19 protein-coding genes are annotated in these 20,452 nt (G+C 53.3%); 13 read left to right on the top strand and 6 right to left on the bottom strand.

Going from position 1 to position 20,452, the window contains the following annotated elements; all coding sequences use genetic code 11:
* Positions 1–176: 176 nt before the first annotated feature.
* Both R2K26_RS08215 and serC read right to left on the bottom strand, forming a co-directional pair.
* Positions 177–1,337, bottom strand: a complete 1,161-nt coding sequence (locus R2K26_RS08215; protein ID WP_316519541.1) for a 3-phosphoglycerate dehydrogenase family protein — start codon at positions 1,335–1,337, stop codon at positions 177–179.
* Complete coding sequence (serC, locus tag R2K26_RS08210) at positions 1,337–2,422, bottom strand: 3-phosphoserine/phosphohydroxythreonine transaminase (protein ID WP_316519540.1); 1,086 nt, start codon at positions 2,420–2,422, stop codon at positions 1,337–1,339. The genes R2K26_RS08215 and serC overlap by 1 nt, the downstream gene beginning before the upstream one ends.
* A 449-nt stretch (positions 2,423–2,871) precedes the next feature.
* On the opposite strand from serC, the gene R2K26_RS08205 reads away from it, so the two are divergent.
* The 10 genes from R2K26_RS08205 (at position 2,872) to R2K26_RS08160 (ending at position 11,597) form a co-directional block, all read left to right on the top strand.
* Positions 2,872–3,222 (top strand): DRTGG domain-containing protein, encoded by a 351-nt coding sequence (locus R2K26_RS08205; RefSeq protein ID WP_176820870.1) that lies wholly within the window; start codon positions 2,872–2,874, stop codon positions 3,220–3,222.
* A complete protein-coding gene (locus R2K26_RS08200) occupies positions 3,219–3,653 on the top strand; it encodes an ATP-binding protein (RefSeq protein WP_308448632.1) in 435 nt (144 codons plus the stop codon). Before R2K26_RS08205 ends, R2K26_RS08200 begins: the two co-directional genes overlap by 4 nt.
* A 34-nt stretch (positions 3,654–3,687) precedes the next feature.
* The gene (locus tag R2K26_RS08195; protein ID WP_308448633.1) at positions 3,688–5,004 is read left to right on the top strand and encodes a [Fe-Fe] hydrogenase large subunit C-terminal domain-containing protein; all 1,317 of its coding nucleotides are present in this window, start codon (positions 3,688–3,690) and stop codon (positions 5,002–5,004) included.
* Between the two features lie 11 nt (positions 5,005–5,015).
* Positions 5,016–5,348, top strand: coding sequence for a hypothetical protein (locus R2K26_RS08190; RefSeq protein WP_316519539.1), 333 nt, complete (start codon positions 5,016–5,018; stop codon positions 5,346–5,348).
* A gap of 4 nt (positions 5,349–5,352) precedes the next feature.
* On the top strand, positions 5,353–6,093 hold the full coding sequence (locus tag R2K26_RS08185) for a PHP domain-containing protein (protein ID WP_316519538.1): 741 nt from the start codon (positions 5,353–5,355) through the stop codon (positions 6,091–6,093).
* A 482-nt stretch (positions 6,094–6,575) separates the two neighbouring features.
* Positions 6,576–7,073 carry an NAD(P)H-dependent oxidoreductase subunit E gene (locus R2K26_RS08180; protein ID WP_176820865.1) on the top strand — a complete coding sequence of 166 codons (498 nt, stop codon included), beginning with the start codon at positions 6,576–6,578 and terminating at the stop codon, positions 7,071–7,073.
* A 3-nt stretch (positions 7,074–7,076) separates the two neighbouring features.
* Positions 7,077–7,616: an ATP-binding protein gene (locus R2K26_RS08175; RefSeq protein WP_316519537.1), complete on the top strand. Its 540-nt coding sequence runs from the start codon at positions 7,077–7,079 to the stop codon at positions 7,614–7,616.
* Positions 7,617–7,659: 43 nt separating this feature from the next.
* Positions 7,660–8,031 carry a ferredoxin gene (locus R2K26_RS08170; protein ID WP_176820863.1) on the top strand — a complete coding sequence of 124 codons (372 nt, stop codon included), beginning with the start codon at positions 7,660–7,662 and terminating at the stop codon, positions 8,029–8,031.
* A 12-nt stretch (positions 8,032–8,043) separates the two neighbouring features.
* Complete coding sequence (gene nuoF, locus R2K26_RS08165; RefSeq protein WP_316519536.1) at positions 8,044–9,837, top strand: NADH-quinone oxidoreductase subunit NuoF; 1,794 nt, start codon at positions 8,044–8,046, stop codon at positions 9,835–9,837.
* Between the two features lie 20 nt (positions 9,838–9,857).
* Entirely contained in the window at positions 9,858–11,597 is a 1,740-nt protein-coding gene (locus tag R2K26_RS08160) for an NADH-dependent [FeFe] hydrogenase, group A6 (RefSeq protein WP_316519535.1), read from the top strand.
* Positions 11,598–11,953: 356 nt separating this feature from the next.
* On the opposite strand, the gene R2K26_RS08155 is transcribed toward R2K26_RS08160, so the two are convergent.
* Together R2K26_RS08155 and R2K26_RS08150 are read right to left on the bottom strand one after the other, a co-directional pair.
* Entirely contained in the window at positions 11,954–13,075 is a 1,122-nt protein-coding gene (locus R2K26_RS08155) for an MGDG synthase family glycosyltransferase (protein ID WP_316519534.1), read from the bottom strand.
* A complete protein-coding gene (locus R2K26_RS08150) occupies positions 13,063–13,677 on the bottom strand; it encodes a glycerol-3-phosphate acyltransferase (RefSeq protein WP_316519638.1) in 615 nt (204 codons plus the stop codon). The genes R2K26_RS08155 and R2K26_RS08150 overlap by 13 nt, the downstream gene beginning before the upstream one ends.
* A 166-nt stretch (positions 13,678–13,843) precedes the next feature.
* On the opposite strand from R2K26_RS08150, the gene R2K26_RS08145 reads away from it, so the two are divergent.
* Positions 13,844–14,395 carry a TetR/AcrR family transcriptional regulator gene (locus R2K26_RS08145; protein WP_316519533.1) on the top strand — a complete coding sequence of 184 codons (552 nt, stop codon included), beginning with the start codon at positions 13,844–13,846 and terminating at the stop codon, positions 14,393–14,395.
* Positions 14,396–14,465: 70 nt separating this feature from the next.
* Here the strand turns inward: R2K26_RS08145 and R2K26_RS08140 are convergent, their stop codons facing one another.
* A complete protein-coding gene (locus R2K26_RS08140; RefSeq protein WP_176820857.1) occupies positions 14,466–15,950 on the bottom strand; it encodes a DUF1846 domain-containing protein in 1,485 nt (494 codons plus the stop codon).
* A 252-nt stretch (positions 15,951–16,202) separates the two neighbouring features.
* On the opposite strand from R2K26_RS08140, the gene R2K26_RS08135 reads away from it, so the two are divergent.
* Positions 16,203–18,935, top strand: a complete 2,733-nt coding sequence (locus R2K26_RS08135) for a translation factor GTPase family protein (protein WP_316519532.1) — start codon at positions 16,203–16,205, stop codon at positions 18,933–18,935.
* Entirely contained in the window at positions 18,932–19,549 is a 618-nt protein-coding gene (locus tag R2K26_RS08130) for a flavodoxin family protein (protein ID WP_316519531.1), read from the top strand. The genes R2K26_RS08135 and R2K26_RS08130 overlap by 4 nt, the downstream gene beginning before the upstream one ends.
* Before the next feature lie 172 nt (positions 19,550–19,721).
* Here R2K26_RS08130 and R2K26_RS08125 read toward each other — a convergent pair whose 3' ends face one another.
* Complete coding sequence (locus R2K26_RS08125; protein ID WP_316519530.1) at positions 19,722–20,300, bottom strand: hypothetical protein; 579 nt, start codon at positions 20,298–20,300, stop codon at positions 19,722–19,724.
* Positions 20,301–20,452: the final 152 nt, after the last annotated feature.

Raw genomic sequence — 20,452 nt, 5'->3', positions numbered from 1 at the left:
CAACTCAAAAAACACGGTGCAGCCGAAATGAAGCTGCACCGTGTTTTTGTTGTTTTGCAAAATCACAGAAATAAAGGTCGCGCTTTTGGCTCGGCTTAAAACGGCCGATTCGTGCCTTGTCACGATATCCTCGATCTTTTTCTCGGTCTCCTGTCCGCGAATGACGAAGTAAGAGTTTACTTTATTACTCTTGCCCTTACAACCGGCGAAAGTGCCGCCAGTTTCTTGCGCACGTCCTCCGTCACGTCGCCCGTAACGTCCAAAATGGTGTACGCCCAGTCTCCACGCGATTTCGAGAGCATGTTCTCAATGTTGATGCCCGCTTCACCGCACACCTGTGTGAACGAACCGATGGTATTTGGAATGTTTCTGTGCGCAAGGCAAATGCGTGTGTCCGCGCCGCGTGCCATGGAAATATTCGGGAAGTTGACGGCATTTCGGATGTTGCCGTTTTCAATGTAATCCTTCAGCTCCTCTGCGGCCATCACAGCGCAGTTCTCCTCGCTTTCCGGCGTGGAAGCGCCAAGGTGCGGGATTGCGATGACGTTTTCGACCCCGAGCAACGCGTCATCCGGGAAGTCCGTCGCATACGCGGCAACGGTGCCGTCTGCAAGCGCCGACAACATCGCGTCGGTATCGACGAGCGCCCCGCGCGAGAAGTTTAAGACGCGCACACCTTTTTTCACTTTTTTTAAAGCGTCCGCGCCTATGAGTCCGCGCGTCGAGTCATTTAGCGGTACATGTATTGTAATGTAATCGCACTTTTCAAAAATCTCATCCACGGAAGCGGCCTTCACAATGTCGCTCGAAAGGTTCCATGCAGCGTCCACGGAAAGGAACGGGTCGAAGCCGTATACCTGCATGCCGAGCGTCTGTGCGGCGTTCGCAACGAGCACGCCGATCGCGCCAAGACCAATCACGCCCAGCTTTTTGCCGAGAATTTCCGGCCCTGCAAACGCGGATTTTCCTTTTTCCACCTGCTTCGAAATGTCTGCCGTGCCTTTTAGTGTCTGTGCCCATTCAATCGCCGGGACAATTTTTCTCGACGTCAAAAGCAGTGCCGCCAGCACCAGCTCCTTCACGGCGTTGGCGTTTGCGCCGGGTGTGTTGAACACCACAATGCCGGCTTCCGCGCACTTTTCCACGGGAATGTTGTTCACGCCCGCGCCGGCCCGCGCGATTGCAAGCAGGCTATTGGGCAATTCCATGTCGTGCATGGCGGCGGAGCGTACTAAAATGCCCTCCGGGTTCTCGATTTCGGCAGCGTATGTATAGTTTTCGCCCAAACGGTCGGTGCCGAGCGGGCTGATCTTATTGAGGCAAAGTATGTTGTGCATCAGGCATTCTCCTTTTCAAAGTTCTCCATAAACTGAACAAGCTTTTCCACGCCCTCGCGCGGCATCGCGTTATAGATAGACGCGCGCATGCCGCCCACGCTGCGGTGGCCTTTTAGATTCACAAAGCCCGCAGCGGCAGCTTCCTGCACGAATTTTGTGTCTAAATCCTTGTCGCCCGTCACGAATGTCACGTTCATAATGGAACGGCTTTCTTTTTCGGCGCAGCCCTTAAAAAGTTTTGAGCGGTCGAGGAAATCATAGAGCAGCGCGGCCTTTTCCACGTTGCGCTTTTCCATCGCCTTCAGCCCGCCTACTTCGTTTTTCAGCCATTCCAAAACGAGCTTGCACATGTAAATGGAGTAACACGGCGGCGTGTTGTACATGCTGTCGCTTTCCGCGTGCGTCTTATACATGAACATCGTCGGCGTTTTTTCCTGCGGCTCGCCGATGAGATCCTCGCGGATGATGACAATGGTCAGGCCTGCCGGAGCTACATTTTTCTGCGCGCCCGCATACAAAACGCCGAATCTCGAAACATCGATCGGGCGGCTCAGAATGCAGGAGGAAATGTCTGCCACAAGCGGTACGTCACCCGTCTCCGGCAGCGCATGGAATACCGTGCCATAGATCGTGTTGTTCATGCAGATATGGAAGTAGTCCGCGTCCGGGCGGAACTCCTTCGGGTCAAGGTCGGGAATGCGGCTGAAATTCTGCTCTTTCGAGGATGCCACCACTTTGCAGTCACCAAAGCGCGCGGCTTCCTTATACGCTTTTGTGGAGAACTGGCCGGAGAGCACATAGTCGGCCTTGCGGTTTTTCGTCATCAGATTCAGAGGCACCATCGCAAACTGCGAGGATGCGCCGCCCTGCAAAAAGAGCACCTTGTAGTTATCCGGGATCTCCATCACCTCGCGCAGAAGGTTTTCCGCGCCCTTGATGATCGCGTCATAGACCTTAGATCGGTGTGACATCTCCATCACGGACTGGCCTGATCCTTCATAGTCGAGCATTTCGGCAGCGGCTCTCAGAAGAACGCTTTCCGGCAGCATAGAGGGGCCGGCAGAGAAGTTGTACACACGGTTCATAGTAAGATCTTCCTTTCTTTGGCGCGTTAAATCGCACCGGATAATAAAATAGATTTGCCTTGCTTTACCGTGATTTCTTATAGCACCATGGTAAAGTTTCCCCTATTATACATACAGCAAAACGCAAATGTCAAGTATAAATTTGTTTTCGGAATAAAAACAGGTGTATCTAATCGGTGGACAAATATCGAATACCGCATTCCGTTCGTGCCCCATGCACAAATACAAATAAATTGTCCACCTTCTGTTGACAAATCCGCATTTTTCGATCGCAAGGCAAAAAACGCGGCAAAAAAATACTTTAAAAACTATCTAAAAGTACAGAACATTTTCCATAACGGATTGATTTTTTGGAAATCTTTTTGTATAATAACAGAATACAAGGACACTTTAGGCTCAAAAAGAGCAAACAGACCCGTGTCCGAACTCGGCGAAAGGGTGAAGCTTTCATGAAGGTACAGAATATTGTCAACATTTTAAAGGCGGAAATACTGGCGGAGGGCGACCTTCAGGAAGAGGTCAAAACCGCATGCGGCAGCGATATGATGAGCGACGTGCTGGCGTTTGTCAAGGATCAGTCCGTGCTGCTCACGGGCCTTGTCAATCCGCAGGTGGTGCGCACGGCGGAAATGATGGATATGCACTGCATCATCTTTGTGCGCGGCAAGCGCCCGGATGAGACCGTGTTGTCGCTCGCACGGCAAAAGGACATCACCATCCTCGCAACGCCGTACAGAATGTTCACGGCGTGCGGCCTCCTATACGAAAACGGGTTAGAAGGCGGGTGTGACGTATCATGAGTATGTTGCAACTTCGGTATTCAGTCCCCGGCGATGATTTTACCCGTGCGGGCGAAGCTTCGGGCGATGTAAAGCATAAATTGAAAAAGCTCGGCTATAACCCATCTGCCATTCGCCGCGTTTCCATCGCCATGTACGAGGGTGAAATCAACATGGTTATCCATGCGGGCGGCGGCGAAGCCAATGTAGACGTGGACCCGGATAAGGTTGTCATCGTGCTCACCGATCACGGTCCCGGCATCGCAGACGTGGAAAAAGCCATGCAGGAGGGCTGGTCCACCGCGCCGGATAACGTGCGGTCGCTTGGTTTTGGCGCCGGCATGGGCCTGCCGAACATGAAGAAGTATTCCGATGAAATGACGATTGATTCGGTCGTGGGGCAGGGCACTACGCTCAAAATGGTCGTTTACGCGCAGAGCGAAAAATCGTAAGCTCTGCATAGGATAATGGAGGAGGCGCGTTAGATTGGGTATTTTTTTCCACTCGGTCACGCTCGATGAAAGCAAGTGCGTAGGCTGCACAAACTGCATCAAGCGCTGCCCAACGGAAGCCATTCGCGTGCGCAGCGGCAAAGCGGTCATCATGAGCGAGCGCTGTATCGATTGCGGAGAGTGCATCCGCATCTGCCCGCACCACGCAAAGCGTGCAAAGCATGACCACCTTTCCATGCTGGAAAAGTTTACATATAAAATCGCGCTGCCCGCACCGTCTCTTTATGGGCAGTTTAATAATTTGGACGATCAGGATTATGTTTTATCCGGCCTTAAAAAGCTTGGGTTCGATGACGTCATGGAGGTCTCCGGCGCGGCAGAGCTTGTCAGCGAGGCTACCCGCCGCCTGATGGATGCCGGCACCTTGCAGCGTCCCGTCATCAGCTCGGCGTGTCCGGCTGTCGTGCGTTTAATCCGCGTTCGCTTCCCGGATCTCTGCGACCACGTTCTGCCGCTTTTGTCGCCCATGGAGACTGCGGCAAGGATTGCAAAGCAGCAGGCCATGCAGAAAACGGGCCTGCCGAAAGAGCAGATCGGCTGCTTTTTCATCACGCCGTGTCCCGCAAAGGTTACGGATATTCGCATGCCCATCGGCATCGAAAAGTCGGAGGTAGACGGCGCTATCGCCATCAGCGAAATTTTCCCGCAGCTTTCAAGCCGCATGGATAAGCTCACGCCAAAAGATCTCGAATCGCTCTCAAATTCCGGCATTATCGGTGTCAGCTGGGCGACCTCCGGCGGCGAATCCTCGGCGCTGTTAAAAGAAAAATATCTCGCGGCGGACGGCATCGAAAACGTCATTCGCGTTTTGGAGGAGATTGAAGACGAACGCATCGGCGAGCTGGATTTCATCGAGCTCAACGCCTGCTCCGGCGGCTGCGTCGGCGGCGTGCTATGCGTCGAAAACCCGTATGTCGCCATTGCAAGATTGCAAAGATTGCGCAAATATCTGCCCGTCTCGCAGAATCACTTGGAGAAAAACAAAACCGTCCCGGAAGAAATGAACTGGGGCAGCGGGCTGGAGTTTTCCAATGTTTTAACGCTTTCGGAGGATATTTCCCGCGCCATGGAAATGATGATGGAGATCGACAAGGTGGAAGCGGAGCTGCCGGGGCTCGATTGCGGCGCGTGCGGTGCACCGAGCTGCCGCGCCTTTGCGGAGGACACCGTGCGCGGAAGCTGCCGCAAGGAAGACTGCGTGTTCATCCTGCGCAAGGAGATCCGCCGTTTTGCGGATTCGCTCTCAAATTTAGACCTTGACGGCGGCAAACGCACAAATGATGACGAATAGGGGGAAGTAAAATGCAGATAGGGGAAATGGCCGAAGCACTCGGCTGGAAGCTTTTGACCGAAAATACAGATATAACGCGCGAAGTGAAGGGCTGCTACTGCGGCGATCTTTTAAGCTGGGTCATGGGCAGAGCCAAAGCGGACGACGCGTGGCTTACCGTCATGGGCAACGTCAACGCCATCGCGGTCGCATCGCTTGCCGATACCGCAGGCATCATCCTTGTAGAAGATGCCGTTTTGGATGCAGATGCCAAAGCGCGTGCCGAGCAGCAGGAGATCGCCGTGTACGGTACATCCCTGCCTGCCTTTGAAACCGCGCTCAAAATCGCTTCATTACTGGGGTGAATGTATGAACAGCTATCGGTACGACCTGCACCTGCACTCGTGCCTTTCTCCGTGCGGCGATACGGACATGACGCCGAACAACCTCGTCAACATGGCGGCGCTGCTTGGCTGCGACATCATCGCGCTTACGGATCACAATACCTGCCGCAATACGCCCGCCGCTGTAAAGGTGGGGCAGGCCGCGGACGTGCTCGTCATTCCCGGTATGGAACTCTGCACCGCCGAAGAAGCACACGTTGTCTGTCTGTTCGAAACGGTCGAGGACGCGCTCGCGTTCGATAAATACGTCTGTGCGCACGTTCCAAAGGTGCCGAACCGCCCGGAAATTTTCGGCGAGCAGTGGATCTTAAATGAGGACGACGAGAAGATCGGCGAAATTTCCGAGCTTCTCATCACCGCGACAGACATCAGCATCAACGACGTGCAGGCGCTCGTGAAAAAGTTTAACGGCGTGGCGTTTCCCGCGCATGTCGATAAAGACGCGTACAGCGTCACTGCGTCGCTCGGTGCTATCCCGCCGGAAGCGCAGTTTTCCGCAGCAGAGCTGTCCCTTACTGCCGATGCCGCACAGCAGCGGCTTCTGCACCCGGAGCTCGAAAGCATGATGCTCCTGCGCAGCTCTGACGCGCATTACCTGCATTTGATGCCCGAAGAACACCAAACGGTGGAGCTGCCGGAAAAAACCGCCAAAGCGCTTTTAGATGTGCTGCGTGGGTGCGGTGCAGGTAAATTTCAAGTTTTATAAGAAAAAAACGCCAAGCTGTGTGCTATGCGAATTTCGCATAACGCACAGCTTTCGTCATTTTTACCAACATGGCTAAATCATCGAATTTTCGTTAAATTGCATAAAATTTCGTTAATCTCACTCTTTTGAAAATTAGCTGTTTCTAACTCGTGCGAATCGGGAGAAAACGGAATAGATATACTTTTATCGATATAAAATATCGATAAAATGAGTGATATTTCAACCTTTTCACGGCAAATCTATACTGTTTTTGTATACTTTAACAAATGCCCGAAAACGAAATTTTTGTGCTGTACGCTAAAAGAACTGACAAAAATTTCGTCATGGGTTTGACAAACTTTCATTTTTAATTCTTTTTTAGAATTATTATGCATGTCGATTTTGATATAATTCATAAAGATGTATGAAAGTTCTCCGCCCAATAGGGGCGCAGACCGAACCATACCTGAATTTAAACTTAATTTTATCAGGGAGGAAATAAAATGCAAAAGCGTATCAGTACCATTCCGTTTACCGATACTCCCGAGCAGCATGAGAAGCTCCTCGCAGTCATCGAGAGCCTCAAGAATGAAAAAGGCGCCGTCATGGCTGCACTGCACAAGGCGCAGGATATCTACGGCTACCTGCCGATCGAAGTGCAGAAGGAGATTGCACGCGGTCTCGATGTATCTCTCGAAGAGGTCTACGGCGTTTCCACGTTCTATTCTCAGTTCTCGCTCACTCCGAAGGGTAAGTACAACATTTCCATTTGCCTCGGCACCGCATGCTACGTTAAGGGCGCAGATAAGGTTCTTGACCGTCTCGTTGCAAAGCTCGGCATCCAGCCGGAGGAATGTACGCCGGACGGCGTGTTCTCGCTCACCGCATGTCGCTGCATCGGCGCCTGCGGCCTTGCACCGGTCCTCACCGTCAACGAAGACGTTTACGGCCGTCTCGTTCCCGAGGACGTGGATAAGATTCTTGCAAAATACACAGCGTAAGCCATGCGCGAGCTTTCGTTGAATGTGATGGACATTGTGCAGAACTCCGTTCGCGCGGGCGCATCGCTTATCACGGTGCAGGTCGCGGAATCGAAAAAGCACGACACCTTAACCATCACGATAACAGATAACGGCTGCGGTATGAGTGCGGAGCAGGTCAAAAGCGTCATCGACCCGTTTTTCACCACACGCACCACCCGCAAGGTTGGGCTTGGCGTGCCGCTTTTCAAAATGGAAGCGGAAATGACGGGCGGCTCGTTTCAGATTGATTCCGAAGAGGGGAAGGGCACCAAAGTCACGGCTGTGTTTCGTCCCTCGCATGTCGATATGATCCCCCTCGGGGACATCGCGTCCGTTATCCATCTTTTGATCACCTGCAATCCCGAACTCGATTTTCTCTTTACCCACAGCGTTGAAGAAAAAGAGATCACCCTCGATACCCGTATGCTGCGCGAGCAGCTGGAGGGCGTTCCGTTTACGGAGCCCGCGGTATCGGCGTGGATTCGGGAGTATCTTGCAGAGGCGGAGGAAGAGCTTAAGTAGCTCTCGTAGTATCAATGCGCAAGGCGCAGAAAGGAAAAGCCACATGAAATCATTAGCTGAACTTCAGGCAATTCGAGATAGAGCAAAAATGGCGGTCAACGTCCGCGAAAATTCCGAAGCGAAAACGCGTGTTCTGGTCGGCATGGCTACCTGCGGCATCGCAGCAGGCGCAAGACCGGTTCTCACCACCATCTCGGATGAGGTCAATAAACGCGAGCTTCACGACGTTCTGGTCACGCAGACGGGTTGCATCGGCATCTGCCAGTTCGAGCCGATCGTCGAAGTTATCGATGAAAACGGCACCAAGACTACATACGTAAAAATGACACCGGAAAAGGCACTGCGCGTTGTCAACGATCACATCGTCAACGGCAATGTCGTCACGGAATACACCATCGGTGCAAATCAGAAATAAGGAGGTAAAACTATGTTTCGTTCCAATGTTCTGGTCTGCGGCGGTACGGGCTGCACGTCCTCGAACAGCGAAAAGATCATTGAAAAGCTGAAGGAGGAAATCAGCGCCAAAGGTCTGGATCAGGAAGTCAACGTTGTTCGTACCGGCTGCTTCGGCCTGTGCGCACTCGGCCCGATCATGATCGTATACCCGGAGGGCGCGTTCTATAGCCGTGTCACCCCGGAAGATGTCCCGGAAATTGTTGAAGAACACCTGCTAAAGGGACGTATCGTTCGCCGCCTGCTCTACAAGGAGACGGTCGTTGACGAAAACACTACAAAATCCCTTAACGAGACCACGTTCTACGCAAAGCAGATGCGTGTTGCACTGCGCAACTGCGGTGTGATCAACCCGGAGCAGATCGATGAGTACATCGCGCTCGACGGCTATCAGGCAATCGGCAAGATTCTCACGGAAAAAATCCCGCCCCAGCAGGTCATTCAGACCATGCTCGATTCCGGCCTCCGCGGTCGTGGCGGTGCAGGCTTCCCCACCGGTCTTAAGTGGAAATTCGCAGCGGCAAACGATGCCGATCAGAAATATGTATGTTGTAACGCCGACGAGGGCGACCCGGGCGCATTCATGGACCGTTCCATTCTGGAAGGCGACCCGCACAGCGTCATCGAAGCCATGACCATCGCCGGTTACGCCATCGGCGCAACGCAGGGCTACATCTACATCCGTGCAGAGTACCCCATCGCGGTTCACCGTCTCCAGATTGCCATCAACCAGGCGAGAGAATATGGCCTGCTCGGCAAGAATATCTTCGATTCCGGCTTTGATTTCGACCTTGAGATCCGCCTCGGCGCCGGCGCATTCGTGTGCGGCGAAGAGACTGCGCTTATGACCTCCATCGAAGGTAAGCGCGGCGAGCCGAGATGCCGCCCGCCGTTCCCGGCACTCAGAGGTCTGTTCCAGAAGCCGACCGTTCTGAATAACGTTGAGACGTATGCCAACATCCCGCAGATCTTCCTCAAGGGGCCGCAGTGGTTCCGCAGCATCGGCACAGAGAAGAGCGCGGGCACCAAGGTGTTCGCACTCGGCGGCAAGATTAACAATACCGGCCTTGTTGAGGTTCCGATGGGTACCACCCTGCGTGAAGTTGTCGAAGAAATCGGCGGCGGCATCCCGGGCGGCCACAAGTTTAAGGCTGCACAGACCGGCGGTCCTTCCGGCGGCTGCATCCCGGCGTCCCTCATCGATACGCCTATCGATTACGACAGCCTCATCGCCATCGGCTCCATGATGGGCTCCGGCGGCCTCATTGTTATGGATGAAACGACCTGCATGGTCGATATCGCAAAGTTCTTCCTTGAGTTCACGGTCGATGAATCCTGCGGCAAATGCACCCCGTGCCGTGTCGGCACGAAGCGCCTGCTTGAGATTCTCAACAAGATTACAAGCGGCAAGGGAACGCTCGAAGACATCGATAAGCTCGAAGAGCTCTGCTACTACATTAAGGAAAACTCCCTCTGCGGTCTCGGCCAGACAGCGCCGAACCCGGTTCTTTCCACACTCAAGTATTACCGTGATGAGTACATTGCGCACGTCACCGAGCATCGCTGCCCGGCAGGTGCCTGCAAGGCCCTCACGAATTACGTCATCGATGCGGACAAGTGCAAGGGCTGCACGCTCTGCGCACGTAACTGCCCGGTCGGCGCCATCTCCGGCACCGTCCGCGAGCCGCATGTCATCGATACGCAGAAGTGCATCAAGTGCGGCGTCTGCCGTGAAAAGTGCAAGTTCGGCGCCATCGAAAAGAAGTAAGGAAGGAAGTTGAGAATAGCATGGATATGGTAAATATTAAGATCAACGGCATGTCCTACGAGGTCGCTGCCGGCAGCACGATCCTCGAAGCCGCAAGAGAAGCCGGAATCGACATTCCCACCCTTTGCTTCTTGAAGGACGTCAACCAGATCGGCGCATGCCGTATGTGCATGGTCGAAGTTAAGGGCGCAAGATCGCTTGTTGCCGCCTGCGTGTACCCGGTAAACGAGGGCATGGAGGTCTTCACCAATACGCCGAAGGTTCAGAAATCCAGAAAAATGACACTGGAGCTCTTGCTCTCCGTACATGACCGCAAATGTCTCTCCTGCAAGAGAAGCGGCACCTGCGAGCTGCAGAAGCTCTGCAACGATATGGGCATCGACAGCGAGAACCGCTACGAAGGCGCCGTTCCCGCCGGCAAAAAGGATTACAGCACCCTGCACCTCGAAAGAGATAATGCAAAGTGCATCCTGTGCCGCCGCTGCGTGGCAGCCTGCCAGCAGCAGCATGTCGCCGTCATCGGCGCGAACAACCGCGGTTTCGATACCGAGATCGGCTGCGCATTTGAGATGCCGCTCAGCGAAGTGGCCTGCGTTTCCTGCGGTCAGTGTATCGTAGCCTGCCCGACAGGTGCCCTCACCGAAAAGGACAATACCCAGCAGGTCATCGACGCCATCAACGATCCGGAAAAGGTCGTTGTCGTGCAGACGGCTCCGGCTGTGCGCGCAGCGCTCGGCGAAGAGTTCGGTATGCCGATCGGCACGAACGTAGAAGGCAAAATGGTCGCAGCCCTGCGCCGCCTTGGCTTCGATAAGGTCTACGATACCGATTTCGGTGCCGATATGACCATCATGGAAGAAGCAAACGAGTTCATTGACCGCGTGAAGAACGGCGGCAAGCTGCCGATCATCACCTCCTGCTCTCCGGGCTGGGTCAAGTTCTGCGAGCACTACTTCCCGAGCCTCACAGAAAACCTCTCCACCTGCAAGTCCCCGCAGCAGATGACCGGTGCGCTCATCAAAACGTGGTTTGCGGAAAGAGAAGGCATCGATCCGAACAACATCGTTTCCGTTTCCGTCATGCCGTGCGTCGCGAAGAAATTCGAGATCAACCGTGACGACGAAGACGCAGCCGGTGTGCCGGACGTTGATATCTCCATTACCACCCGCGAGCTTGCCCGCATGATCAAGATGGCACAGCTCAACTTCGCAAGACTGCCGGAAGAGGATTTTGACCCGGTCATGGGCGTTTCCACCGGCGCAGCTACAATCTTCGGCGCGACGGGCGGCGTTCTGGAAGCAGCGCTCCGTACCGCAGCCGATGTGCTTGAGGGAGTCGACCACGACAACATCGAGTACAAAGAGATTCGCGGCACGAAGGGCTTCAAGGAAGCTGTTTACAAGGTTGCCGGCATGGATGTCAAGGTCGCTGTCGTCAGCGGTCTGAATAACGCAAACGAGCTGCTCAAGAAGATCGAAAGCGGCGAAGCTGACTACCACATCGTGGAAGTCATGTGCTGCCCGGGCGGTTGCGTAAACGGCGGCGGCCAGCCGATTCAGCCGTCTACGGTTCGCAGCTTCACGGACATTAAGGCCCTGCGTGCAAAAGCCCTCTACGATGAGGACGCGGCCAAGACGCTCAGAAAGAGCCACCTGAACCCCGTCGTCAAGGAGTGCTACGAATGGATGGGCGGCGAGCCCGGCTGCCATAAGGCACACGAGCTGCTGCATACGTCTTACGTTAAGCGCGATCGTTTCTAAATTTAAGGTGTTTAAGAGCCACTGCGAGTAATCACAGTGGCTCTTTTTATGTCGGCTCCCTCTGACAGAGGGAAAGGAAGTGATACAGCGTGCTAATGAACTTCACGGTACCTTTCACTTAGAAAAAAACTGTGTATATAAAAAGAGCGGCGCAAAGCCGCTCTTTCAGGGAACCCATGCAACTGGGTTCCCTACAATTTGAACGTCCCCCGGACGTTCAAATCTACCTTCCTAGTTTTGAGTTAGGCAAAAGTATTCCGAACTCTGCGGAGTTCGGCTTAGGGCTCAGCCCTAAGAATCCGCGACCTTTTTTGAAAAAAGGTCGATCAAAAACTTTTAACCCACATTTTGCGTCATCACTGTGCTACCGTTTCCAACAGCTCGCAAATATCTATGGCTGCATTTTGATTGATAACTGCTCTCTGCCGTTTGCGCATTTCTTCTGCATTTCCCGGCTCCGAAAGCCTTTCCACCGCCGACAAAAGCTCTGTTTCTGTGTTTTCCACCTTTACGGCGATACCCTCCTTGGCAAAAAACTCCGCGTTGCGGCTTTCGCACCCGGGTATCGGCGAAATGTGCACAAGCGGCACGCCCGCCGCGGCGCTCTCCGTAGATGAAAGTCCGCCCGGCTTCGAGATAAATACGTTGCTTGCCTTTAAATACAGTGCCATTTTGTTCGTGCTGTGCATCGGCGTGATTTGCCCATTTTCTGCAAATTCAGTTTCCACGCTGTCAAACAGCGCCTCATTGCTGCCGCACAAAATGTTGAGGTCGCAGTTTGCATTTTGCTTCAAATACGGCAGCAGTGCCCGCACGGCATTAATAATTGCCCCCGCGCCCATGCTCCCGCCGGAAAGCAGCAACGTGCGCCTGTCTTTCGGCAAGTTAAGCGCTTCCCGCGCTCTGTCTTTCGTGATGGTATCATCGGAAAAATCCAGCCGCACCGGGATGCCCAGCGGCCGCAATTTTTCCGCAGGAATGCCTCGCCCGGTGAAATCGCTGCTCAAAAGCGGGGAGGGCGTCACGTACAAGTCGCAGTCCGATTCCTCCGTAAACGGAACGCAAGTGTAGTCCGTCGCAATAAACACAAACGGCGGCGTTTCCATGCCGTTTAGCCGCATGTGCGTCAAAATCTCCGCCGGGTACAAATGCGTGCAGACGATCACGTCCGTTAGGTGTTTCGCAAGGTATTTCTGCATGTACGGCGCCATTTTGCCGTTGATGTGGTACACCGGCGAGCGCCCCGGCAGCTTACGGTACGCGTTACCGAGGTCATAGACCGCGCCAAACAGCTTCGGGCTTTTCTGTACCAACTTTATATAGGTCTGCCCGACTTTATTTGCAAGCTCCTCGCTCACCAGCGTGTACGGATCCATGCGCACGGCGTGGTGCCCGCGTTCCGTCAGCGCCTCAAAAATCGCTTGTGCCGCCGTGTTGTGCCCGCCGCCCGTGCTGCAGGACAGAATCAGTGCTTCCATGCAAGTTTCACCTCAAAGTGTTCTTTTTCCTCGGCACTCATAAAGAGCTTCGCGAGCACCGAAGCCGCAATCAGCAAAAAGCCGAAGACGATATAGCGGTTCGGTTCCAGCCAAACCGTGCAAATGGCCGCCAGAATATACGTCGCCACTGTGCGGTAATAGTTCGGTTTGATTTTAACAACGCACGAAAAGAAAATGAAGATGCCCGCCAAAACGCACAGAGGGATCCAGTGCGGCAGCAGCCCCAAAAAGCACCCAAACGTTGCCGCAATGCCTTTGCCGCCGTGCTTAATGTCATAAAACGGCAGAATATGGCCCAAAACCGGCGCCGCCATCACAAAAGAGAGCATCAGCGGGTTTTCGGGCAGTTCTCCGCTGCGGTACAAAAAAACCGGCAAAAAGCCCTTTAACAGGTCGCCGCACAACGTAAACACGCCGCACCGGAACCCGCCGTATGTAAACGCATTCATTGTGCCCGGGTTCTTGTCCGGGCTTTCCGCTGTAATGTCTGTCTTTTTAAAGATTAGACCACCGAGCCGCGCAAACAAAATACTGCCCAGCAGATACCCGAAAATAATATATAAAGCGTCGCGCACTTCCATGTTTTTCACACACTCCCCAAAAATTTCGCGCCACAAAAAAATTCACAATTTTGCCGAGATTCTCGTCTTGACAACCTCTTATAAAGTCATTATAATATGAACCATTGACACTTGTCAATTTGACATTTGTCCAAGTTAAGTGAAAATATTGACGAAACAGGAGGGAATGTCTATGTATCAGGGAAAAAATCCAACGGCGCTGCAATCGCAGAACCTCATCACAGAGGCACTTTTAGCACTTATGGAGGAAGAGCCGTTTCAAAAAATCACGATAAAAGCCGTTTGTGCCCACGCCGGCGTTTCACGCCAGACGTTTTACTCGCTGTTTGAAAATAAAGAAGAGGTCATTGGGCGTCGGCTCGACCAGCTTTTTGAAGAATACCGCAAACGGTTCATTGCGGAAAAACGCGCTTACACCCTTCGCAGTCTATGTGATTCTATTATGGAGTGTTTTGTGGAGCAGAAAAAGCTCCTCAGTCTTCTGGTCGACAATCGTCTGGATACATTGGCTCGCGAAAAATCGGAAGCGTATCTTCTGCATTTGGACAATATTTTCCACGCTTATGACCACGAAGACCGTGATTACGCCATTTCATTTCTTGCCGGCGCGATCATCAGTATGGTGGTTTACGCTATTCGCAAGGATGATTTTACGGATAGCCGCAAAATTTCGAATCTTGTGCAAAAGATTATTACCGGCCGCTATTTTACAATTTAAATCCGAAAATTCCTATAACAAAAACCGCTCGGGCTTTACGGCTTCGAGCGGTTTTATATTACAAGAAAGATTATTTGTGGTAGAGGTTATTGTCCTCATACGTTGCTTCGCACGTCACGTTAATGCCAAGGCGTTTGAATACGCTGTCGTCTACCGTGCCGAGGATTACGCTGGAGTGCAAATCACAGCCGCTCAGCTCGTCCAGCTTCTGCATGGCGCGCATCGCGTTTTCGTCGGTCGCCGCGCTGATGGCGAGCGCCACCAACATCTCATCGGTGTGCAAGCGCGGGTTTCGGCTCTGCATATAGTCGGTTTTCAGCGTCTGAATAGGCGCAATGACCGTCGGCGAGATGAGCTTCACCTCGTGCGGAATGCCTGCAAGCATCTTCAAAGCGTTCAGTGTCAACGCAGAGGAAGCACCCAGCAATTCCGATGTGCGCCCCGTCACAATCGTGCCGTCCGGCAGCTCTAAAGCTGCCGCGGGCTGTCCTGTCGCTTCCGCGCGCTTCAATGCTGCGAGCACGACCGGGCGGTTCTCCGGCTCCAACTTCAGCTGGCGCATCAGGTTCTCGATTTTCTGCAATTCCGCTTCGGAAGCAAGACCTTGGCGCACAAGGCACGCCGTCTTAAAGTAGCGGCGAATAATCTCCTGCTTCGAGGCTTCGCGGCACACTTCATCGTCGATGATGGACAGACCCGCCATGTTCACGCCCATGTCCGTCGGGCTCGCATACGGGCACTCGCCGTAAATCTGCTCAAACATCGCGCGCAGCACGGGGTAGATTTCAATGTCGCGGTTGTAGTTTACAGTTGTCTCACCGTACGCCTCAAGGTGGAACGGGTCGATCATGTTCATATCATTCAGGTCAGCCGTCGCCGCCTCATAGGCAAGGTTCACCGGGTGCTTTAAGGGAAGGTTCCAAATGGGGAAGGTCTCAAACTTCGCGTAGCCCGCCTTAATGCCGCGCTTGTGCTCATGGTAAAGCTGCGAAAGGCAGGTTGCCATTTTGCCGCTGCCCGGACCCGGCGCCGTCACCACAACAAGGGAGCGCGTCGTCTCAATGTAATCGTTGCGGCCGTAGCCCTCGTCGCTTACGATGAGCTTCACGTCGGAGGGGTACCCCGGAATGCGGTACTGGCGGTAAACCTTCAGCCCCAGTGTCTTCATGCGCTGCTCAAAAATCGCCGCTGAGGGCTGATCTGCGTACTGCGTCAGCGTGATGCTGCCCACATATAAGCCGAAGCCGCGGAAAATATCAATCAAACGGATGACGTCCGTGTCATACGTAATGCCAAGGTCGCTGCGGCGCTTGTTTTTCTCGATGTCGTTCGCGTTGATCGCAATGACAATCTCCGCCTGGTCTTTCAGCGCCAAAAGCATCTTGATCTTGTTGTCCGGTTCAAAGCCCGGCAGCACGCGTGAAGCGTGGAAATCGTCAAACAGCTTGCCGCCGAATTCCAGATACAGCTTGCCGCCGAACTGGTCGATGCGCTCGCGAATGCGTGCAGACTGCAGCTCGATATACTTCTGACTGTCAAAACCGATTTTCTTCATGGTCATTCCCCTTCCTTAATTCATACGTCTCATGCGTCCAAAAATAAGTCCCTGAATACAGTAAAAAAGCGGGCGTTCGGTATCTGCCCGCGAAAAATCTGTTTTTAGTATAGCAAAAAACGCGCTTTTTTTCAATAGCAAATCTTGGTTTGCGCCGCCTAATTTCGGTCCTCTTCCGCGCGGAATATTGACAGTATCTTCAAAAAGTGGTATACTGTTTGTTAAATCGAAGTTTAATTTTAACGGCGGTACATGGAGACACTTTTCATGAGCGAGCAGAAGCGAAACACAACGAAAAACCAAATATGCCTTGGGCTTTTGGCACATGTCGATGCCGGCAAGACCACACTTTCGGAAGCGATGCTGTATGAAGGCGGGCAGCTCCGCCGTCTCGGGCGCGTCGATCATCAGGACGCGTTTCTCGATACCGACGTGCAGGAGCGCGAGCGCGGCATCACCATTTTCTCAAAGCAGGCCGTTTTACCGCTCGAACATACCGAGTTTACGCTGCTCGATACCCCCGGTCACGTCGATTTTTCCAGCGAAATGGAGCGCACGCTTCAGGTGCTCGATTACGCTGTGCTCGTCATCAGCGGCACAGACGGTGTGCAGAGCCACACGCGTACGCTGTGGCGGCTTTTGGAGCGCTATAACGTCCCCACGTTCCTCTTCATCAACAAAATGGATCTCGACGGCGCAGACCACGATAGAGTCTTAGCCGAGCTGCAAAAGCTCAGCACCGGTTGCGTCGATTTCACATCTCCCGAAGCGGAACGCGATGAAAACATCGCCGTTTGTGACGAAGACACGCTCGCCCATTACCTCGAAACGGGCGAAGTCGAATGTCCCGAGATTAAACGCCTCATCAAAAATCGCAAGCTTTTTCCGTGCTGGTTCGGCTCGGCTTTGAAGTTAGACGGCGTAAAAGAACTTTTAAACGGTCTTGAAATGTACACCGAAATGCCCGAATACCCTAAGGCTTTCGGCGCGAAGGTCTTCAAAATCGCACACGATAATCAGGGCGCACGGCTTACGTATTTGAAGATCACAGGCGGCGTGTTGCCCGTTAAAATGGTGCTTAAAGGCGGCGCGGGCGAAAACGTATGGGCAGAAAAAGCCGACCAGCTCCGCATCTATTCCGGTGGGAAATTCCGCCTTGCGGAGGAAGTCACCGCGGGCGGCGTGTGCACCGTAACGGGCCTCACGCACACGTATCCCGGGCAGGGCCTCGGTGCGGAGGAAGACACCCCCGCGCCCGTGCTTGAAAGCTTTTTGACGTATCAGGTCTTCTTGCCGGACGGTATGGAGCCGCACACCGCCGTGCGCTGTTTGCGCGTTTTGGAGGAAGAAGACCCCCAGCTTCATGTCGTGTGGAACGAGCAATTACACGAAATTCACGTGCAGATTATGGGCGCGGTGCAGCTTGAAGTTTTGCAGCGCGTCTTAAAAGAGCGCTTTAAAATGGAGGTCACGTTCGGCACCGGCAGCATTGTCTACCGCGAGACGATCGAAGAACCCGTCGAAGGCATGGGGCATTTTGAGCCCCTGCGCCATTACGCCGAGGTGCACCTGCTCTTAGCGCCCGGCGAGCGCGGCAGCGGTATGCGTTTCGGCACCGTGTGCAGCATGGATGTGCTTGACCGCAACTGGCAGAATCTCATTTTAACGCACCTTGAGGAGCGCAGCTACCCCGGCGTGCTGACCGGCTCGCCCATCACGGATATGAAAATCACGCTTCTCATCGGCCGTGCGCATTTAAAGCACACCGAGGGCGGCGATTTTCGTCAGGCCACCTATCGCGCCGTGCGCCACGGCTTATTACAGGCGAAAAGCGTGCTTTTAGAGCCGTGGTACGATTTCCGATTAGAGATTCCGCAGTCGCAGGTCGGCCGCGCCATTTCGGACATGCAGCGCCTTTGCGCGGAGTTCGAGCCGCCGCAGACCGAGGGTGAAAACGCCGTCATCACGGGCTTTGCGCCCGTCTCCGAAATGCAGGGTTACACCTTGGAGGTCGCATCGTACACGCGCGGGCTTGGCAGCCTTATTTGTATGCCGAAGGGTTACTTGCCGTGCCATAATGCCGAAGAGGTCATCGAGCATATTGGCTACGATGCCGAGCGTGATTTGGAGAACACCGGCGATTCCGTCTTCTGTTCGCACGGCTCCGGCTTCGTTGTGCCGTGGCGCGAGGCGGCTTCCCACATGCACCTCGAAAGTGGATGGAAGCCCGAAAAGCCGGGAACAAAATCTGCCGAAACCGAAGCTCCCGTGCGCGCCGCCGCACAGCTGCCGCCTGTGTTCGACGATGAGCTGCGCGCCATTTTTGAGCGCACCTACGGCCCTATCCGACGCCGCGATATGCAGCCGCAAAACGCCGTCCGCGCCGCCGAAAGCAGCGGAAAGGGGGAATGGAAGGTGCCGGAAAAGGTCTTCGAGCCTGAGTATCTCCTCATCGACGGCTACAATATTCTCTTTGCGTGGGACGATTTGAATAAGGTCGCCGAAAAGGACATCGACACTGCTCGACAGATTTTAATGGATAAAATCTGCAATTATCAGAGCTTCAGCCGCAGCACGTGTATCCTCGTTTTCGACGCCTATCGTGTCCCGCGTGACGTGGAGGACGTTATCCGCTACCACAACATTTCCGTTGTGTTCACAAAGCAGGCGGAAACGGCAGATACCTACATTGAGCGCGCCACGTTTGAGATCAGCAAAAAGCACCGTGTGCGCGTCGCCACATCCGACGGCGCAGAGCAGATGATCGTACTCGGTCACGGCGCGCGTCGTGTTACGGCCTCCGAATTCAAGGTGGAGGTCGATGAAGCGAACAAGCGTATGCGCGAGGTCATCGCCGATTGGAACGAAAAAGAAAGCGCCCGCCACGCGCATAAGCCTTTCAAAAATTTAACGGATCAAACGCAGAGTAATCTGCGTGCGTATACAGAAAACAACAAAACACAAAGAAAGGAAAATGGAAAATGAAAGTCTTACTCTTAAACGGAAGCCCGAAGGCGAACGGCAATACTGCCGTTGCTCTGCATGAAATGGTGGATATTTTCAACAAAGAAGGCATTGAAACGGAAGTTATTCATGTCGGCAATAAAGACATCCGAGGATGTGTGGCATGTGGGCAATGTTCTAAGCTGGGGCACTGCGTTTTTAACGATCTTGTCAACGAAGTTGCGCCGAAATTTGCGGAAGCGGACGGTCTTGTCGTCGGCAGTCCGGTGTATTATGCCTCCGCAAACGCAACACTTGTCGCGCTTTTGACGCGCCTGTTTTACAGCACTCCATTCGATAAAACGATGAAAGTCGGCGCCGCCGTTGTGGCTGCCCGCCGCGGCGGCCTTTCCGCCACGTTCGACGAACTCAACAAATTCTTTACGATCTCCGGCATGCCCGTCGCGTCCAGTCAGTATTGGAACAGCATTCACGGCCTCGCACCAGGCGAGGCGAAAGAGGATTTGGAGGGTCTGCAAACCATGCGCACCTTGGCAAGAAATATGACTTTTTTGATGAAGAGCATTGCGCTCGGTAAGGAAAAATTCGGCCTGCCGGAAACGGAACAGCGCATCGGAATGAACTTTATTCGGTAAAAAATACTGCTAAAGCAGCAAAGAAGCACAGTTAAGCGACAAAGAGCATCTTTGTTGATTTTTCAATATCTTCTATTAAAAATATAAATTTATCCGCAAAATGGCAAAAATCTCCCATGGCAAAAAGCCAAGGGAGATTTTGTTTATAGATTAACTTCTAATATATTTAAGTTTATTTCCACTCGCCTGTTCCGGCTTCGACGTAGCGGGACTTCTCAAATACGGAGATCATCAAGGTCGGATCGGTCGTGCCGAGATCGGAATATGTAAGCCCCAGCGCCGTGCCACTGCTTTTATCCTGCCACTCGAGATATTGAGTGCCGGTACCGTTGTCGTCTTGAACGGCAGGTGCGCCGAAGGTTTCGGTGAAGCGTTTGCTTGCGGCTTCAAAATGCTCTTCTGCCGTACCGCGCGCAAGCTGTTCGTGGAACGTCACCGAAAACAGCTTGCCGTTTTCGTCAAACTGCGCATCAAATTTGCCGGAGCAGTCTGCGGACTGCACGATGCCCTCCGATAAATAATTCGTATATGCGAAAGGCGCTGTCGCGGGACTTTCGCTGACCATTGTCAGCTTAGAGCCGATCGCGGATTCAAGCTCCGTCGTGTCGATGCCGAACGGCGCAGTGGAATACGCATAGCCGGTCTTGGAATCGAATCGGAAAGCATCTGTTTCTTTCACGGTTGTCTTAGACGAACAGCCGACAAACGTGAGCATCAAAACAAGGGACAAAACCAATGCGAGCTTTTTCATAAAACGACCTCCTATGATGATGTTAGGATTTGTGGCTACGCTGACGGATACGGCGGTGCAAATGAATTTGTGTTATGAATTGGGTTTGAAGTTTTTGATAAAATATATCACCTCAGAGTATAATTTTTGGTAGTATATTACACTTGCATGAT

The organism is Neglectibacter sp. CSJ-5 (genome assembly GCF_032490475.1).
In the GTDB taxonomy this organism is placed as follows: Bacteria; Bacillota; Clostridia; order Oscillospirales; family Acutalibacteraceae; genus Hominenteromicrobium; species Hominenteromicrobium mulieris.
This window is presented reverse-complemented; position numbering and strand designations above follow the sequence as displayed.

Excerpts from the sequence above, each read along its gene's own strand:
- R2K26_RS08215 (WP_316519541.1), bottom strand. The coding sequence starts at position 1,337 with ATGCACAACATACTTTGCCTCAATAAGATCAGCCCGCTCGGCACCGAC.
- serC (WP_316519540.1), bottom strand. The coding sequence starts at position 2,422 with ATGAACCGTGTGTACAACTTCTCTGCCGGCCCCTCTATGCTGCCGGAA.
- R2K26_RS08205 (WP_176820870.1), top strand. The coding sequence starts at position 2,872 with ATGAAGGTACAGAATATTGTCAACATTTTAAAGGCGGAAATACTGGCG.
- R2K26_RS08200 (WP_308448632.1), top strand. The coding sequence starts at position 3,219 with ATGAGTATGTTGCAACTTCGGTATTCAGTCCCCGGCGATGATTTTACC.
- R2K26_RS08190 (WP_316519539.1), top strand. The coding sequence starts at position 5,016 with ATGCAGATAGGGGAAATGGCCGAAGCACTCGGCTGGAAGCTTTTGACC.
- R2K26_RS08185 (WP_316519538.1), top strand. The coding sequence starts at position 5,353 with ATGAACAGCTATCGGTACGACCTGCACCTGCACTCGTGCCTTTCTCCG.
- R2K26_RS08180 (WP_176820865.1), top strand. The coding sequence starts at position 6,576 with ATGCAAAAGCGTATCAGTACCATTCCGTTTACCGATACTCCCGAGCAG.
- R2K26_RS08175 (WP_316519537.1), top strand. The coding sequence starts at position 7,077 with ATGCGCGAGCTTTCGTTGAATGTGATGGACATTGTGCAGAACTCCGTT.
- R2K26_RS08170 (WP_176820863.1), top strand. The coding sequence starts at position 7,660 with ATGAAATCATTAGCTGAACTTCAGGCAATTCGAGATAGAGCAAAAATG.
- nuoF (WP_316519536.1), top strand. The coding sequence starts at position 8,044 with ATGTTTCGTTCCAATGTTCTGGTCTGCGGCGGTACGGGCTGCACGTCC.
- R2K26_RS08160 (WP_316519535.1), top strand. The coding sequence starts at position 9,858 with ATGGATATGGTAAATATTAAGATCAACGGCATGTCCTACGAGGTCGCT.
- R2K26_RS08155 (WP_316519534.1), bottom strand. The coding sequence starts at position 13,075 with ATGGAAGCACTGATTCTGTCCTGCAGCACGGGCGGCGGGCACAACACG.
- R2K26_RS08150 (WP_316519638.1), bottom strand. The coding sequence starts at position 13,677 with ATGGAAGTGCGCGACGCTTTATATATTATTTTCGGGTATCTGCTGGGC.
- R2K26_RS08145 (WP_316519533.1), top strand. The coding sequence starts at position 13,844 with ATGTCTATGTATCAGGGAAAAAATCCAACGGCGCTGCAATCGCAGAAC.
- R2K26_RS08140 (WP_176820857.1), bottom strand. The coding sequence starts at position 15,950 with ATGAAGAAAATCGGTTTTGACAGTCAGAAGTATATCGAGCTGCAGTCT.
- R2K26_RS08135 (WP_316519532.1), top strand. The coding sequence starts at position 16,203 with ATGGAGACACTTTTCATGAGCGAGCAGAAGCGAAACACAACGAAAAAC.
- R2K26_RS08130 (WP_316519531.1), top strand. The coding sequence starts at position 18,932 with ATGAAAGTCTTACTCTTAAACGGAAGCCCGAAGGCGAACGGCAATACT.
- R2K26_RS08125 (WP_316519530.1), bottom strand. The coding sequence starts at position 20,300 with ATGAAAAAGCTCGCATTGGTTTTGTCCCTTGTTTTGATGCTCACGTTT.